The sequence below is a fragment of the Parabacteroides faecis genome (assembly GCF_014647375.1).
Classification (GTDB): Bacteria; Bacteroidota; Bacteroidia; order Bacteroidales; family Tannerellaceae; genus Parabacteroides; species Parabacteroides faecis.
Map to the genome: position 1 here is coordinate 25,187 of NZ_BMPB01000006.1, position 18,468 is coordinate 43,654.

The window sequence follows — 18,468 nt, forward strand, 5'->3', positions numbered from 1 at the left end:
GACTAAACTAATATAACATGAACAAGAAACTTATTCTTTCCTTGCTAGCCTTAGCTGGTGTTCCCGCTTTCCTGATGGCGGCGGATGATGCGCGCTTATTGCGTTTTCCGGCTACCAATGGTAATGAGATCGTTTTCTCGTATGCCGGCGACCTGTACAAAGTTCCGGTTACAGGTGGAGAAGCACAACGGCTGACTTCACATGTAGGGTATGAAATGTTCCCCCGTTTCTCTCCGGATGGCAAGACAATAGCCTTTACCGGGCAGTATGACGGCAACACGGAAGTGTACACGATCCCTTCTACGGGAGGAGAACCTTTGCGTGTTACCTATACGGCAACCAACCAGCGTGATGACCTGGGCGACCGCATGGGACCTAACAATATCGTAATGAACTGGACTCCTGACGGAAGCCGTATCGTTTACCGTAACCGTATCAGTAGTGGGTTCGACGGGAAATTATATACGGTGGATAAGGAAGGCGGCCTTTCTGAAGTGATTCCTTTGCCGGAAGGTGGTTTCTGTAGCTATTCTCCGGACGGAAAACAGTTGGCTTATAACCGCGTGATGCGTGAATTCCGTACCTGGAAATATTATAAGGGCGGTATGGCCGATGATATCTGGATATATAATCCGGAAAAGAAATCGGTAGAAAACATTACGGACAATGTCGCACAGGATATTATCCCGATGTGGATCGGAGATGAGATATTCTTCCTCTCGGATCGTGATCGTACGATGAATCTCTTTGTTTACAACACAAAGACCCAACAAACTTCTAAAGTGACTAATTTCACGGAATACGATGTGAAGTTCCCGAGCGCAAACGGCAATACGATCGTTTTTGAGAATGGAGGTTATCTTTATAAAATGGATGCGACTGCCAAGAAGCCGGAAAAGGTAGAGATCAAGTTGACGTCTGATAATATTTATGCGCGTAGTGAGATAAAAGACGGTTCTCAGTATCTGACTGAAGCCAGTATCTCTCCTGACGGCAAACGGGTTGTGGTGACTGCCCGTGGCGAAGTGTTCAACTTGCCGGTAGAGAAAGGCGTAACGAAGAATATCACTCGTTCTCCGGGCCAACATGACCGGGAAGCACAATGGTCTCCCGATGGTAAAATGATCGTTTATATTTCTGACGGTACCGGTGAAACTGAACTTTATATGCAGGACGCAACAGGCGGTGAACCTGTTCAGTTGACAAAGGACAACGATACTTATATCCGTTCGTTTGTATGGAGTCCGGATTCAAAAACGATCGTCTATACAGATCGTAAGAATCGTGTTAACCTGCTGGATATAACGACCAGGCAGGTAACGACTTTGTTGCAGGATCCGATGGCTGAGATCCGGGATGTAACCTATTCTCCCGACAGTAAATGGCTGACTTATTCCCGCCCGGGAACGAATGAGCACAATATTGTTTATGTCTACAATATCGCGGAGAAGAAAGAATATCCTGTAACGGATAAGTGGTATAATTCGGATTCACCTGTTTTCAGTCGTGACGGAAAATATCTGGTGTTCTCTTCTGCCCGTGATTTTAATCCGACTTACGGCTCCTTGGAATGGAATCATGTATATAATAATATGGAAGGTGTTTATCTGGTATTGTTATCGAAAGATACACCTTCTCCTTTCCTGGAAAAAGATGCGGAAGTGGCTGTAGCGAAGGATGATAAGGCGAAGAAAGAAGAACCGAAAATAGATGGAAAGAAGGAAACGGCTCCTGAAAGTCCGGTTGTGAAGATAGATATGGATGGCATTTCCGACCGTATCATCCAGCTTCCGCTGGCTGGTTCCCGTTATGGAAATTTCTATGCAGACGGTAATAAAGTTTATTATTGGGGCCGTGGTGGTGTGAAAGTATACGATCTGGAAAAACAAAAAGAAGAAAGTGTTGCCGACGGTGCTTCCATGTCTGTAGCTCCCGGTAGCAAAAAAGCGTTGTTCTATAAAGGCGGACAGATATATGTGACCGATATTCCTTCGGGTAAGGTCGATTTGAGTGAGGCCGTGAATCTTTCCAACATGAAGATCACAACCGATTATCCGAAAGAATGGGCGCAGATCTTCGATGAGGCATGGCGTGCTTATCGTGACGGTTTCTATGTGGAGAATATGCATGGAGTGGACTGGAAAGCTATCAAGAAAAAATATGAAGTCCTTCTGCCTTATGTAAAAACTCGTTTGGACCTGAATTACGTAATCGGCGAAATGATCGGTGAGCTGAACTGCGGTCACGCTTATGTGAACCCGGGTGAACTGGATCGTCCGGACCGTGTGCAGACTGGTTTATTGGGGGCGGAGATCTCACGCGATAAGAGTGGTTTCTTCCGTTTGGAAAAGATCTTACCGGGTGCTTCCTGGAGCAAGGACCTGCGTTCTCCGTTGACGGAACCGGGTATCGAGGTCAAAGCCGGTGAGTTCATCGTGGCTATAGACGGTGTTCCTACTAACAGCGTGAAGGATATGTTCTCTTTGTTGGTCGGTAAAGCCGGTGTGCCTACCGAACTTTCATTGAACAGCAAGCCCCAGTTGGCAGGTGCACGTAAGATCGTAATAAGCCCGCTTGCCGAAGAATATTCTTTGTATCACTATAATTGGGTGCAGGACAATATTAAGAAGGTAGATAAGGCTACGAATGGTCGCGTCGGATATATCTATATCCCGGATATGGGTGTGGAAGGCCTGAATGAATTTTCTCGTTATTTCTATCCGCAACTGGATAAGGAAGGTTTGATCATCGACGACCGTGCGAACGGTGGTGGTAATGTCTCCCCGATGATCCTGGAACGTCTTTCCCGTGAACCGTATCGCCTGACGATGCGCCGGGGCTCGAATCATGTCGGAACAGTGCCTGATGCCGTACAGGTTGGTCCGAAAGTTTGTTTGATCAATAAGTATTCGGCTTCCGACGGTGATTTATTTCCGTGGGGATTCCGCGCACTTGGTCTGGGCAAGCTGATCGGTATGCGTACCTGGGGTGGTATCGTCGGTATCAGTGGCTCATTGCCTTATATGGATGGTACCGATATCCGCGTTCCGTTCTTCACCAGCTACGATCCGAAGACTGGCCAGTGGATCATCGAAAACCATGGCGTTGACCCGGATATCCTGATTGATAACGATCCGATTAAAGAATGGAACGGTGAAGACCAGCAGCTGAATAAAGCGATCGAAGAGGTAATGAAAGAACTTCAGAACCGTAAACCGTTAGCTCCGATACCGGCTCCGAGAGATTTCAGTAAATAAGAAATCAGTCCGAAAGTATATATGCTTTTCGGCAAAAGGTTACATGCTTTTAATCAAAAGCATGTAACCTTTTTTCTTTTATCATGTAATAATTCTTTTACCTTTGCAAAGGCAACTATGTACATTATGAACGAAGAATCACTGTATATTCATCAGCTTAGAAGTGGAGATTCCCGGTCTTTTGAATACCTGTACAATATTTGGAGCGGTAAGCTCTATAATTTTGTTATGCGTATTTCAAAGGGGGATAGCTACCTGGCGGAAGATATCGTGCAGTCGACCTTTGTCAAAGTCTGGGAAAACCGCCAGTTGCTCGATCCCGACAAATCTTTCGGGTCCTATCTGTGTACCGTCGCTAAAAATCAATTAGTGAATATTTATCAGCATAGGATGCTGGAGTATCTTTATCAGGAAAAAGTTAAAACTTCTGAGCCGACTGAAAATACCACCGAAAAGGAAGTTGATTACCATCTGCTGGAAGAATACATCGACTCATTGATAGACCAGTTACCACCTGCCCGTAGAGAAATATTCGTATTAAGTCGCCGCAATATGTTAACCAACAAAGAAATAGCGGAGAAGCTCAATCTTTCGGAAAACACGGTAGAATCTCAGTTGACCAAAGCTATCTCTTTCATGCGTAGTAAGATAAATAAGCATTACAGTTTATCTGTGTCTTTACTCCTTTATTTATTAATAGATTAATAAAAGTTAAATAAGAAAAGTCGGGTAACGGATTTTTTCCGGTTGCCTGTATACCTAATAGAACAAAATAATGGAAAAGCAAGATTACATACAATTATTCGATAAGTTTCTGCTGAAGCAAGCTTCGCCAGAAGAGGTGCAGATATTGATCCAATGGCTGAAAAGCGAAGGTTCGTTTCAGGATTGGATGGATGAGGAATGGGATGTTGCTTCTTCCGGAATGGATACTGATTTACAACAAAAATTACTGGGGCAGATAAAGCAGAAAATCAGCTTGGAAATGCAACAGGCACCGCTGAAAAGGAATAAATATCGTACAATTTATCTATGGACTGCCCGCATAGCTTCTGTTATAATACTTTTATTATTGACCGGAATCTCAGTCTATCGTTATGCTATGGAACAGCAGAAGATGCAAGATATGATTGTCTCGGTCGAAAAAGGGCAAAAAGCAAATGTTGTACTTCCTGACGGTTCTAAAGTATGGGTTAATTCCGATTCAAGATTGATTTATGGAAGCCGTTTTACATCTAAAGAGAGAATCCTGGAACTGGAAGGTGAAGCCTATTTTGAAGTGGCTCCCGATAAGGATCGCCCTTTTATTGTGGAGACGAATGATTTGGCAGTCCGGGCATTGGGCACTAGCTTCAATGTGAAATCTTATGAAGAAGAAAAGGATATATCCACTGTTTTAATGACTGGAAAAGTTGAAGTATCAAGCAGTTATGATCGCCTGATATTAAATCCGAATGAAAGAATAGTCTTTGATAAGCAGACCGGGCATATGGAAAAGAGTAGTGTGGAAAACGCTAAAGAGTATATTAATTGGAAATTCAATGAACTGACATTTAAAGGGGAAACTTTTGAAAATATCGTTCACACTCTGGAACGCTATTACAATACCCGCATTGTTTTTGAATCGGAATCATTAAAAAAATATCGTTTTACAGGAACACCCGGAAATACCAGTTTGGAAAGTATTTTACAGATACTGTCCCTGACTTCTCCTTTGTCGTATGAAGTGAAGGATAGCTTGATTATCTTATGGGAGAATGTGAAGCAGAAAGCATATTATGAAAAAGCATTGAAATAGATATATTGTTGTTTAACTTTTAAATTATAGGATATGAAAAACACAGAATGAGAGGAGTAATAAAGGGACAGTGCCTGGCACCATCCCCTATCGTGATTTATAACCGCACTTAGGTATCTCGCAAATAGTAAGTGCAATTAGTAAATACCTTTAATCTCTACAAATTTATGAATTATTTAATTAGCAGGACTATTTACGTCCTTAAAAAACGGCAATTTAGCTGGGTTAAATTAGTATTATTTATATTGTTGATATCGCCTTCCCTCTTAGGTCAGATATCGGTAAGTATTCAAAAGCAGACTTTACGACAAGCCTTGAAGGCAATAGAACGTTCGGGGAATTATCAGTTTTTTTATAATGAAGATTTATCCAGCCTGGATAAGATCGTATCTCTGACGGTAAAAGATGCTCCGGTGGAAGAAGTGCTGGATAAGTTATTGTACGGTACGGATATCACTTACAAGAAAGAGAAAGAAAACTTGATCGTGCTGACGTTGAAAGCGACATCAGTTGCTCCGCAACAGGAGAATCGAACGGTGAAAGGTACGGTTGTCGATGCAACGGGTGAACCGGTTATCGGGGCGAATGTAGTGGAAAAAGGAACTACGAACGGTACGGTTACTGATATGGATGGTAAGTTTGCATTGGAAGTATCTGCCGGTGCTACATTGAGTATTTCTTATATCGGTTATACAGAGCAATTGGTTCCGGTTAAAAATCAATCTACTTTCGATATTAAGTTGATGGAGGATACACAGAAACTGGAAGAGATCGTTGTGGTAGGATACGGAGCTCAGAAGAAAGTGAATCTGACAGGGTCTGTCGCTTCTATTTCCAGCCAGGAATTGGTACAACGTCCTATTACTTCTGTAGCTTCCGGTATTCAGGGGATTGTGCCGGGTTTGACGATTACTGCAGGCCAGGGACGTCCTGGTTCCAGCGACAATACCAGTATACGTGTGCGTGGTACGGGAACCCTCAATAATTCAGATCCTTATATTTTGATCGACGGAATAGAATCAGGATCTATGAATCAGATCGATCCGAATGATATTGAGTCTATTTCCGTTCTGAAAGATGCTGCATCAGCTGCTATTTATGGTTCGAAGGCAGCCAATGGTGTCATCTTGATTACTACTAAACGCGGTAGTTCCGGTCGTCCTGTCGTTGCTTATAATGCCACTTTCGGTTGGCAGACTGCTACTGGTTTTGTAGAAAGAATGAACTCTGCTGATGCTGCGACTTACTATAACAAAGCGTTGGAATCGAGTGGTAAAGCTCCCCGCTTTACAGAAGATGACATCCGCTTGTTCCGTGACGGAACTGATCCTTACGGCCATCCGGATACAGACTGGAATGATTTGGGCTTTGCCGGAAATGGATTTATGCACCAACATAATATAAATTTATCCGGTGGGTCTGAGAACATAAAATACATGGCTTCGGTAGGCTACTTGAACCAGAATGGTATTATGAAGCATAGCAACCGTGAACAGTTCAACATGCGAACGAATCTGGATGCCAAATTATCGGATCATGTCAATGTCCGTGCAAATATGTCGTTCATTCATAATGATTATGCAGATCCGACGAACTCTTACGTAGGAGGAGGATCCGATCAGATTATCCGTCAGTTGAACCGTATCGCTCCCTGGATACCGTATAAAAATGAAGACGGAACCTATGGAACTATCGGTGATGGTAACCCTGTTGCCTGGTTGGATCTGGATCAGACATTGAATCGTAACAATCAGAACTTTTCAGGTATTCTGGCCGTTGATTATAATGTGATGAAAGGTCTGAAATTTACTGCACAGGGGGCATATGTATCCGATGTTCAGGACAGGAAAGAATTTGTTAAGGATATTCAATATAATTCGATTAAATATCATGGTCCTAATTCTCTGGATGAACGGACTTATTTATGGAACCGTACATCTTTGGATTTGTTGATGAATTATGACAAGAGTTTTGGTAACCATAATCTGAAAGCAATGGTCGGTTATCGTATTGAAAAGTATAATTATAAATATACTAAGGCTTATCGTAAGGGTTTCCCGAATAATGATATGACGGATATTAATGCCGGTACACAGTCGACACAAACCAATGAGGGATATTCCCGCGAACTGGCTATGATGTCTTATTTTGGACGTGTGAATTATGATTATGCCGGAAAATACTTGTTTGAAGCGAACTTTAGAGCGGATGCTTCTTCCCGTTTCAGCCCCGATAACCGTTGGGGATATTTCCCTTCTCTTTCTGCCGGATGGCGTATGTCTGAAGAAGGTTTTATGGAAGGAGCACGTGATTGGATGCAATCTCTGAAACTGCGTGCATCCTGGGGACAGCTGGGAAACCAGGAGGCTTTAGACGATTATTATCCCTGGTTGATCACTTATGCGATCGGTTCAAGCAGTGGCGGTAATTATCCTTTTGACGGAAATGTAAATACAGGTATAATGCAGAAAGCACAGAAATTGTCTTCTATCTCCTGGGAAAAATCATCGAATTGGGGTATTGGTTTTGATTTAAGTGTACTTTCCTGTCTGGACTTGACTTTGGATTATTACAATCGTAAAACAACCGGTATCATTATGGATGTTCCTGTTCCCGGTAGTTTCGGACTCGATCCATATAAGGATAATGTAGGTGCCATGCGTAACTCGGGTTTTGAAGTAACAGCTTCTTTCCATAAACGGTGGAATGATTGGACATTTGGAGCGACCGGAAATATGGCAGTGAATAAGAATGAGATACTGAATCTGGGCGGTGTAAATGAAATGGTAGATAAAGACAATGCCTATTTTATCAATCGGGTAGGTGCAGCCTATAAGTCTTTTTACGGATATGTCGCTGACGGACTGTTCAGAAGCCAGGAAGAAGCCGATGCTTATACGGAAAAATACGGAAATCCTTTCGGTAATGCATTTAAAGCAGGCGATATTAAATATAAAGATGTGAATGGGGATGGAAAGCTGACTTCGGCCGACCGTGATGTTGCCGGATCCGAACAGCCGAATGTGACTTTTGGTTTGAACCTGTCTGCTTCCTGGAAAAATTTCGATCTGTCTGTCTTTATGCAGGGAGCCTGTGGTGTATCGCGTTATTTCAATAATGAGGTATTCGGTGAATTTACCGGAGATAGTTCTCACCCTTCCACTGCCTGGTTTGATGCCTGGTCTCCGGAAAATCCGGATGGGACATTTCCTCGTGTTGCAGAGTCTGACCGTACTAACAGTACTCCTTCGAATTATTCGACCTTCTGGATATTCAAAACGAACTATCTGCGGATCAAAAATATCCAGTTCGGATATAATTTACCTGACAGTTGGTTGAAGGGAATAGGCATTTCACGTGCCAAGATTTATTATTCAGGAGAAAACCTGTTCAAGTTTGATAACCTGCCGGTTAATATCGATCCGGAAGCACCCTCGGGTCGTGGTTCTCATTATCCGCAGGTATGTACAAATTCAATCGGAGTTAATATAACCTTCTAATATTCACGAATTATGAAATCATTAAAATATTTATCTCTCTCTTTAGTTGTGTGCGGAGCGGCATTAAGCTCCTGTGATGACTTTTTCGATACGAAACCATACGATCAGTTATCTCCGTCTACTTTCTGGCAGACAGAGGAAGATGTACAGAGTGCCGTTACTGCCTGCTATGATAAATGGAATGAGGCAAAAAATGGTTCGACAGATATTCTTTATGCCGACTGCCTTTCGGATATTGGTTTTAATTATAGTAATACAAGTTCATTAAAAGTAACCGGTAACGGTTCGATGACACAGGCGGCAACGGTGAATTATTATAGTTATGTAACCATCCGCCGTTGTAACACATTCCTGGAAAATGCAGAAAGTGTAACTTTTGCAGATGAGGCTGAAAAGAAAGATTTATTTGCTCAGGTGCGTACTATCAGAGCATATCGTTATTTTCATATGAATTTCTGGTATGGTGGTGTTCCTCTGATAACCGATCAACCGGAAACGTCTGCAGAAGCACAGGTTGAACGGGCTTCGGAAGAGACGGTGAAAAAGTTTGTTTATGACGAACTGGATGCCGCTATTCCTGACCTGAATGATAAACCGTCACAACGTGGTCGCATTGCCAAGGGTACGGCTTTGGCTATTAAGATGCGTGCTGCTCTGTATTGGGGGGATCTCGACCTGGCGATGAGTGCTGCCCGTGCTATTCAGAATCTGAACCAGTATGAATTGGATCCGAATTTTCAGGAGATGTTCAGCATAAAAGGACAAGGATCGAAAGAGATCATATACGCTATGCAGCATGTAAGCAATACGTATGAATTTTCTAATATGATTCGTATGTTCAATAATCAGGATGGAGGCTGGGCTTCCATGGTACCAACGCAGAATCTGGTGGATATGTATGAAATGAAGTCCGGATTACGTCCGGAAGAGGAGGGATCAGGCTATGACCCAGTACATCCTTTTGCAAACAGAGATCCTCGGTTGGCTCTGACAATCCTCTATCCGGGAATGGATTGGGTTGGTTCTGATGGAAAACAGCGTGTGATAAATACATTGGATAAATCGATCGACGGTAGCTCGAATGCCGATTATATGGATGCTGCCGATAATTCTTCCCGGACCGGTATGATCTGGGCTAAATACACGGTTCCTTTATCCCAGTATTCAGCCTCGCTGGATAATGAAAATACCTGTCCGATTTTGTTCCGTTATGCAGAAGTATTACTGACGATTGCTGAAATCGATATTGAAAAGAATGAAAATCTGGAGGAGGTGTATAGTATATTGGACCAGCTCAGGGCACGTTGCGGTCATGTCGCTGTAGACAGGGCAAAGTATAACACACAGGAAAAACTTCGTGAACTGGTTCGCCGCGAACGTTGTATCGAAATGGCTGGGGAAGGTTTACGCCGCGCAGACTTGTTACGTTGGAAAGATCAAAATGGAAAAATGCTGGCAGAAACCCGGTTGAACGGAACATTATATCGCATGATAGGAACTGTCAATGTGAATGAGCCGGATCGTGATTTACGAGCAACCGTTGATACTCCAACGGCATCCAATGAATCATTGCGGAAGATTGAAGACCGTGCATTCCGTACGCATAACCGATATTTACCGTTCCCGCAGGCCGAACTCGATAAAAATCCAAATTTAAAACAGAATGAAGGATATGAATAATAGCAGAAATATGAAAAGATTGTTGTTAAGTTTACTTTGTATATGTTTTTCCGTATTGGGTTTTGCTCAGGATCGCATTTCGATCAAACATGGTCCTTATCTTCAGAACCTCAAAGAAACGGAAGTTACGATCGTCTGGATGGCTAGTAAGCCATCCGTCGGGTGGGTGGAATTGGCTCCTGACGACGGTAGCGATTATTACCAGGAAGCCCGTCCGAAGTATTTCGACTCAACCAACGGGGTAAAAAATACATCTTTGCTTCATGCGGTGAAAATAACCGGACTGACCCCGGGTACAAACTATCGTTATCGTGTCTATGCAGAGGAAGTTCTCGATCACCAGGGTGTTGAAATTATGTACGGGAAGGTGGCTGCAACAGATGTATACGGAGCCGATCCTCTGGTTTTTAAAACGAATGACCGGAATAAACCGGAGACATCATTCATTATGATCAATGATATTCATGGTCGTACGAGTGATATTCCCCAACTGTTGAAAGTTGCAGACTATAAGAATACCGATATGGTTATTTTTAATGGCGATATGTTGAGCCAGCTAAAGAATGAAGAAGAGCTTTTCACTGGCTTTATGGATGTTTCCATTGATATGTTTGCCAAAGAAACTCCGATGTATTATGCCCGTGGAAATCATGAGACTCGTGGTATATTTGCTGCTTCGTTTCAGCATTATTTCTCACCGAAGGAACCTCATCTGTATTTTCTTCTTCGTCAGGGACCGATCTGTTATATCTTCCTGGATACGGGAGAGGATAAGCCGGATTCAGATATTGAATATAGTGGCATAACTGATTATGACAACTATCGGACAGAACAGGCGAAATGGTTGGCTGAGGCTGTGAAATCAAAGGATTTTACGGAGGCAAAATACAGAGTGATCATTGCCCACATGCCTCCGTTGCCGGATAAAAGATTATGGCATGGACAAAAAGAAGTGTTGGAAAAATTTGTCCCGATTTTAAATGAGGCGAATGTCGATGTTATGTTATCCGGGCATTTACATCGTTATTTCAATAACAAACCTACTTCTTCGGTTAAATTTCCTGTCATAGATAATGCCCATAAAACGGTTGTAAAAGGTGTCACTAAGGACAATAAACTGGAATTAAAAGTAATGGATCTGGAAGGGAAAACGGTAGATCAGATCGTGTTGAATGCTAAATAAGGCGATCCTTTAAAAGAAAACTACCTGTTTATTATAAAAGTGGTAGAATGAAATCCCGGGCAATAGTAAGTTTATTATATATCCTACTATGCCCGGGTATTTTTTATTTCATATATTTGTGATTCAAAAAGGAAACGGGAAGCATGTTGGAGGAAAGAAAATTATTGAAAGAGTTAACCGAAGGATCAGAGTCTAGTTTTAACGCTCTGTACAATCTTTGGGGCGCCAGGCTTTACCGTTTTGCATTCTCTTATCTGAAATCGGACAGTGCAGCAAAGGATGTGGTGCAAGAAACGTTTGTGAAGATCTGGACGAACCGGGCCGGTATAAATCCGGATACATCCTTCAAGGCCTATTTGTTTACAATTTCCTATCATTTTTTATTGAAAGAGCTTCGCCGTCAATTGAATCATCCGCAAATGGAGAATTATCTGGAGATCAAAAAAGAAGTCGTTTCAGCGGAAGATGTAGAAGCTAAATATGATTTTGATCTTTTCCTGAAAGAATTAGAAACTGCCAAACAGAAGCTGACACCCCGCCAAAAAGAAATATTCACTCTGAATAAAGAATATAATCTTTCTATTACAGAGATAGCTTCCCGCTTATCTATAACGGAACAGGTTGTGCGTAACCAACTTTCAGCAGCATTGAAAGTATTGCGTAGAGAATTATCCAATTATTCCTACTTGTTCATATTATTCACGATATACTTCTGAGAAATATGTTTTATAGCATGCGAAAATGCATGTTATAAATGTAGCCTTTCGGGATATAACTCATAAACAAACGAAATCTCCGGTTTATGAGTACATCAGTATATAGAAATTTGAAAGATTGGTTAACGAAATATCAGGCTGAAAAAATAAGCCGGGAAGAATTTCGTGAACTCAGGCAGGAAATCAATAATCATTCGGATGAAGAACTTTTTCCTGTATTGCTCGATAGTTGGAATAGTTGGGATAATAACGAATGTTTATCGTCGGAAGATGCCCAAAGCCTATTGCTTCGTATCCGGCAAGAAATGAATGTAAAGCCTGTTCCCGGAATAAGAAAGTTGGCCTGGCGACAAATCGCAGCAGCTGTGGCCTTTTTACTAATGGGAAGCTTATCGGTCTATTTCTATGTTGATAACCGTGAAATTACTCAGTTAGCAGACCGGGTTATGGAAGTCAAAGTCGGAAAAGGAGAGCGGGTTTCAATCACTTTACCGGATGGAACGGCTGTTAAACTTAATTCTGAATCTGTGCTTTCGTATAAACAGGATTTTGGGAAAAAAGATCGCCGTGTGTCTCTTTCTGGCGAAGGATATTTCGATGTGCAGAAAGACGTGCAAAAAAAATTCGTAGTGAATACTGAATTTATGGATATTGAAGTAACTGGTACTTCGTTCAATGTATATGCTTATTCCGATAAGGATATACTGGAAATGGCATTGGTGCATGGTAGTGTGACTGTTTCTTCTGTCTGCCCGCCTTTTGAGAAAATACATGTCATACCGAATGAGAAAGTTATTTATGATAAGAGAACAGGGCTAATGAAGAAAATAATAACTTCAAATATATTAGAAACAGCTTGGGTAAGTAAAGAATTGGTGTTCAGGTCTGAATCAATAGATAATGTATTGAAGAGAGTCGGACGGAAATATGGTGTATCTTTTGAAATCGAGGATTCATCACTTGTCAAGGAAACTTATACCGGTGTGTTTGATAAGGAAGAGATTGAAGAGGTAATGAGGATACTGAAAATTCATTATGGATTTGATTATAAGATAAAAGGAGAAGTCATTCAACTTTTTGTGACAAATAAATAAAGTATTAACCTTAAAAAAGAGAAGTATGAAAACATAGGAAGAAGAAAAAAATATCCGGAAAGCGGGCCGGCTCTCCGGATAAATCGTCGAATTCAGTTCGAGAAGCTATGTGATAGCATAGCTATAAAAAAACTAAAAGTCAACTTTAAATTTCTTATTATGAATGTTATACAAAACGTAGTTAAGATAAAGTGTAAAAGTACGAAATTTTGTGGAACAAACTTGTTACTTGTACTTAGTTTTATCTTTTTAACAACAATATCAGCGAATGCTCAAACAGGCACTGTTAACTTGAAATTAGAGAATGTGACATTACCGCGTCTTTTTCAGGAAATAGAAAAACAGTCAACTTATCGTTTTTCTTATAGGGATGCAGATCTTACAGGAAAAGAACCCGTTACAGTCTCAGTGAAGGAACAATCATTAAAAAGTTTATTAACAGGAATTTTATCGAAACGAAATCTTCAGTATCAAGTCTCGGGAAATAAGATACTGATTACAGTATCATCCACGCAATCTCCGAAATTGACGGGGAAAAAGGAGGTGAGTGGAGTTGTTGTCGATGATAAAGGCGAACCGATCATCGGAGCCAATATCATAGAGAAAGGGACGACCAATGGGATCATGACTGATGCCAATGGCATATTCTCTTTGACGGTAACTGCAGGTGCACAAATTCAGGTTTCATATATCGGATATTTATCACAAGAGATCAATGTGGGTAATAAAAGTGATTTTCAGATCATTTTAAAAGAAGATCTTCATACATTGGAAGAAGTGGTTGTGGTAGGATACGGTACGCGGCAGAAAAGTACATTAACAGGATCTGTATCTTCTGTAAAAGGTACTGAAATAATGAAATCTCCTACAGCAAATATATCATCTGCTTTTGCAGGGCGTCTACCTGGAGTCGTTGTAAATAGCCGTAGTGGAGAACCCGGAGGTGATGATGCCAGTATCCTGGTCCGTGGGCGGGGTACTACCGGTGATAGTAGTCCGCTGATACTTATCGACGGAGTGGAACGTCCCGGTCTAGGTCAGCTTAATCCCAATGATATTGAAAGTGTGAACGTTCTGAAAGATTCTGAAGCCGCTATTTATGGTTCACGTGCCTCTAATGGAGTGATCGTTGTTACAACAAAGAGAGGTGTAAAAGGGAAACCGACAATTAATTTTTCATATAATCAGACATTTGCCCAGCCTACCAGGAATCCTAAAATGGCGGATGCTTATACCTTTGCATCTGTAGCAAATGAAATCCGTGTCAGGGAGCATGCCGACCCGAATACACAACCTGTTATGGCTTATACACCAGAAGAAATGGAAAAATTTAGAGTTGGAACGGAGCCCGGATATACTTCAACCAATTTCTTTGATGAAATGATTCGCAATTGGACTCCGCAACACCGTACGAATTTATCGATTTCAGGTGGTGGTGACCGGGTAAATTACTTCCTGTCTTTAGGTGAATTGAAACAGAATGGACAATTCGAAGGGAGCACTATTAAATACAACCAATATAATATTCGTTCTAATATAGATGTTAAAGTAGCACATGGTCTGACTGCAAGTCTGGATGTCGCAGGTCAATATGATTCTCGTCATTCTCCTTATTATAGTGCTTATGAATTAATCAGTCATATATTCCTTTATGCACCACAATGGCAATTGTATTGGCCTGGAACTGACCATCTTCAACCCTTGCGCGGAGATCAAAACATCGTTAATATGGTTAATGATAATGCGGGATGGCATGAGATTAAAAATAATAAATTTGAAGGAAATCTCTCTTTGAAATGGGAGGTTCCATGGGTTAAAGGACTGGCTCTTACGGCACGTGGTTCGTATGATGCACGTTTTCAATATTGGAAAACATTTCAAACCCCGTCTTATGTGTATAATAAGGATGAGGCAACAGGTGAATATATTAAGCGTTTGGACGGTATGGGGCCTGCAAAAGCATCTTTGCAAGACAGGAGCGATATGCCTTCTTCCATTTATCTTTTGTTAAAAGCCGATTATTCTCATTCTTTTGGAGATCATAATCTGGATGTCATGTTAGGTTATGAGCAGACGCAGACAAAGGGATATTATCTGAGTGCCAGTAAACCGGAATTTGAATCGACATCTCTTCCTATATTGAATGTAGGGGGAACGGATAAAACGAAGTGGGGTATCGAAGGTTATGGTAGCGAGTTTGCCAGACAGAATTATTTTGGAAGATTGAATTATGACTATAAGGGAAAATATATCCTGCAGGGAACTTTGAGAGTCGACGGCTCATCGAACTTCCCCAAAAATAACCGTTTCGGTTATTTCCCCAGTTTCTCTGCTGCATGGAGATTGTCAGAAGAAGCATTTATGAAGAATATGGATTGGTTGAACAATCTGAAAGTAAGAGCGAGTTGGGGTATGATGGGAAACGATAAAATAGATAATTTTCAGTACCTGATGACTTATTCCTACGGCAATAATTATGTAGTTAACAATATGGATGTCCAGGGTATTTATGAAACGCGTGTACCTAATCCGAATGTTACCTGGGAGACATCCAAGACTTGGGATGTGGGTTTGGATGCAAATTTATGGAATGGAAAATTAGGAGTGGAATTTGATTATTTCCGTTCTATGCGAGATGATATTCTGGGTAAACGTAATGCGACAGTTCCTGGTTATACCGGTATAACTTTGCCGGACGAGAATATTGCAAGTGTTCTTAATCGCGGATTTGAATTGGTACTGACTCATTATAATACCGCGGGGGATTTTACCTATTCTATTTCCGGAAATCTAGCGTTCGCCCGTAACGAAGTAAAATTTATAGATGAGGCTCCGGCTGCCGAACCCTATCAGGTCAAAACAGGAAATCCTTACGGTTCTGAATTATATTATGACGCAATCGGTATATTCAAAGATGAGGAACACCTGGCTAGCTATCCGCATCTATCGAATGCAGGCCCTGGCGACCTGATTTTCAGAGATACGAATGGAGATGGTGTGATTAATGAAAAAGACCAGATATTGATCACTAAAACAGATATTCCTGAAATGACATTTGGGTTGACGGGAACTGTCCAGTACAAAGGCTTTGATTTGTCAGTACTTCTACAGGGACAGGAAAGATGTAATGTTCCTATGGTCAAAGGTAAAGGCAATATCTATTCTAACTTCTTCAGTACGATGAGTGATACCTGGGGTGGTTTTTTACAATGGCGTGCCGATGGCAGATGGATTCCGGGAGCAGACAACTCAAATGCGACGATGCCGCGTGCTAATTCAGCAAATGCAAATGTCAACTCCGGTTATAATACGCATTGGATCAGAAACGGAGGATTTCTTAGATTAAAGAATCTTGAAATCGGATATACCTTGCCGAAACCGATTGTTAATAAAATGGGTTTAAGCGATATTCGTATTTCTGCCAGCGGAAATAATCTTTTCCTGATATATGACAGTATGAGAGATCTTGGATATGACCCTGAAACCAATGATTATTGGTATTATTCAATTCAGAGGACAATTAATTTTGGCATTAATGTAACCTTTTAAAAAGTAGTGTTATGAAAAAGATTAAATATATACTATATTCTATACTCTCCGTTTTATTCTTGAATTCATGCAATATTTTGGATCTTAAACCTTTGGATAAATTATCGGATGAGGATGTATGGAATGATCCTTCTTTAATGCAATTATACGTAAATAGCTGTTATATTGCTTTACCTCATGGTTTTGACCAATATATGCAAGGTAGTTATACTGATGAACTTTGGTCTCGCTCAAACGATTATGCCTCACAGGAGCTGCTTGCCGGGGCATTGGATCCGGATAATGTGAATAGTTTACCTACGCATCTCAATTATTGGGGGACTGCTTATTCTAATATAAGAAAGATAAACACTTTCTTCGATAAGTCTCAAGGCTCACCTCTTTCTGAAGAACAACGTAATGGAATGCTTGGTGAATTGAAATTTCTGCGTGCATATATCTATGCACATCTGTTATGGTGTTATGGCGGAGTTCCTATTATAACAAAAGTGTATGAGCTTAACGAAGACTACAGTATACCCAGAAATAGTTATGAAGAATGTGTGAATTTTATTGTAACGGAACTGGAAGAAGCAAAATCTATGTTACCGGATAGACAGCCTGCAAATCAAACCGGGCGTGCTTCAGGTGATGCTTGTCAGGCTTTGATGGCAAGAGTCCTTTTATATTGGGCAAGCCCGCTCCATAATCCCGACAATGATATGGCGCGTTGGGAAAGAGCAGCGAAGGCTATAGAAAAGTTAATAGATACTCGTTATAGTCTTCAGGATGATTATGAATCGATTTTTCTAAAGGATAATGATGAAATCATATTTGCACGACAATTTACTCAAAGTAATTCAACGGTTTTTAGTATGGTACAAGGACGTAGCGGAGATGGCGGACATGGAACAATGGACCCGTTACAAAACCTGGTTAATTCATATGAGATGAAAGCTACGGGAAAATTACCTTGCATAGAACAATCGGATGGAACATATCGTCCTGATCCGACTTCAGGATATGATCCTCAAAATCCGTATAAAGGACGTGATCCCCGGTTCTATGCGTCGATCTTATATGACGGCTCCGTATGGCAGGGGCGTGAAACGGAAACATTTAAAGGAGGAAGAGATAATAAAGATTATACAGGGGGAGGATCGACCTGGCTTGCGAGTGAAACCAGTTACTATTTGCGTAAATTCCTGGATGAATCTATACCTCCGACAGGCTCTTCTCAAAATCCTACAAGCCCATGGATATTCTTTCGCTATGCAGAGATTCTGTTGAATTACGCAGAAGCAAAATTCGAATTGGGCGATGAAGATACCGCAAGAAAATATCTGAATATGGTACGTCGTCGGTCCAGTGTTCAGATGCCTGATGTAACAGATAGCGGAGAAGCATTGAGAAAACGTATTCGAAATGAAAGACGTGTAGAACTCGCACTTGAGTATCATCGTTTCTTTGACGTGCGGCGTTGGAAAATCGCAGAAGAAACAGAAAAGAAACCTCTGATTTCGATGGAAATTATAAAAGAAAACGACCAGACGAAGAAATATACGGAGGTGATAAAATTTCAACGCAACTTTTATCCTAAGAATTATTACTTACCAATCCCCAGGACAGAAGTAGAGAAAAGTCTGGGGGCTATCGAACAAAATCCAGGATATTAATTGTGTTTTTAATTAATGTCTTAATATCACATATGT

General features: G+C 41.2%; 10 protein-coding genes. All 10 read left to right on the forward strand.

Features of this window, described 5'->3' with window-relative positions:
- Positions 1-17 precede the first annotated feature (17 nt).
- The 10 genes from IEY67_RS09340 to IEY67_RS09385 all read left to right on the forward strand — a co-directional run bounded on the left by IEY67_RS09340 (position 18) and on the right by IEY67_RS09385 (position 18,432).
- Positions 18-3,257 carry a S41 family peptidase gene (locus IEY67_RS09340; protein ID WP_183668133.1) on the forward strand — a complete coding sequence of 1,080 codons (3,240 nt, stop codon included), beginning with the start codon at positions 18-20 and terminating at the stop codon, positions 3,255-3,257.
- Positions 3,258-3,383: 126 nt separating this feature from the next.
- On the forward strand, positions 3,384-3,962 hold the full coding sequence (locus IEY67_RS09345; protein ID WP_183668135.1) for an RNA polymerase sigma-70 factor: 579 nt from the start codon (positions 3,384-3,386) through the stop codon (positions 3,960-3,962).
- A gap of 70 nt (positions 3,963-4,032) precedes the next feature.
- Positions 4,033-5,055 carry a FecR family protein gene (locus IEY67_RS09350; protein ID WP_183668137.1) on the forward strand — a complete coding sequence of 341 codons (1,023 nt, stop codon included), beginning with the start codon at positions 4,033-4,035 and terminating at the stop codon, positions 5,053-5,055.
- 167 nt (positions 5,056-5,222) lie between these two features.
- The gene (locus IEY67_RS09355; protein ID WP_183668145.1) at positions 5,223-8,555 is read left to right on the forward strand and encodes a SusC/RagA family TonB-linked outer membrane protein; all 3,333 of its coding nucleotides are present in this window, start codon (positions 5,223-5,225) and stop codon (positions 8,553-8,555) included.
- Positions 8,556-8,567: 12 nt separating this feature from the next.
- The gene (locus IEY67_RS09360; protein WP_183668147.1) at positions 8,568-10,235 is read left to right on the forward strand and encodes a RagB/SusD family nutrient uptake outer membrane protein; all 1,668 of its coding nucleotides are present in this window, start codon (positions 8,568-8,570) and stop codon (positions 10,233-10,235) included.
- 10 nt (positions 10,236-10,245) lie between these two features.
- The gene (locus IEY67_RS09365) at positions 10,246-11,418 is read left to right on the forward strand and encodes a purple acid phosphatase family protein (RefSeq protein WP_122373944.1); all 1,173 of its coding nucleotides are present in this window, start codon (positions 10,246-10,248) and stop codon (positions 11,416-11,418) included.
- 143 nt (positions 11,419-11,561) lie between these two features.
- The gene (locus IEY67_RS09370) at positions 11,562-12,134 is read left to right on the forward strand and encodes an RNA polymerase sigma factor (protein ID WP_122355726.1); all 573 of its coding nucleotides are present in this window, start codon (positions 11,562-11,564) and stop codon (positions 12,132-12,134) included.
- Positions 12,135-12,220: 86 nt separating this feature from the next.
- Complete coding sequence (locus tag IEY67_RS09375) at positions 12,221-13,228, forward strand: FecR family protein (RefSeq protein WP_183668149.1); 1,008 nt, start codon at positions 12,221-12,223, stop codon at positions 13,226-13,228.
- A gap of 291 nt (positions 13,229-13,519) precedes the next feature.
- Entirely contained in the window at positions 13,520-16,777 is a 3,258-nt protein-coding gene (locus tag IEY67_RS09380; RefSeq protein ID WP_183668151.1) for a TonB-dependent receptor, read from the forward strand.
- 11 nt (positions 16,778-16,788) lie between these two features.
- Positions 16,789-18,432 (forward strand): RagB/SusD family nutrient uptake outer membrane protein, encoded by a 1,644-nt coding sequence (locus tag IEY67_RS09385; RefSeq protein ID WP_183668153.1) that lies wholly within the window; start codon positions 16,789-16,791, stop codon positions 18,430-18,432.
- The last annotated feature ends 36 nt before the right edge of the window (positions 18,433-18,468 follow it).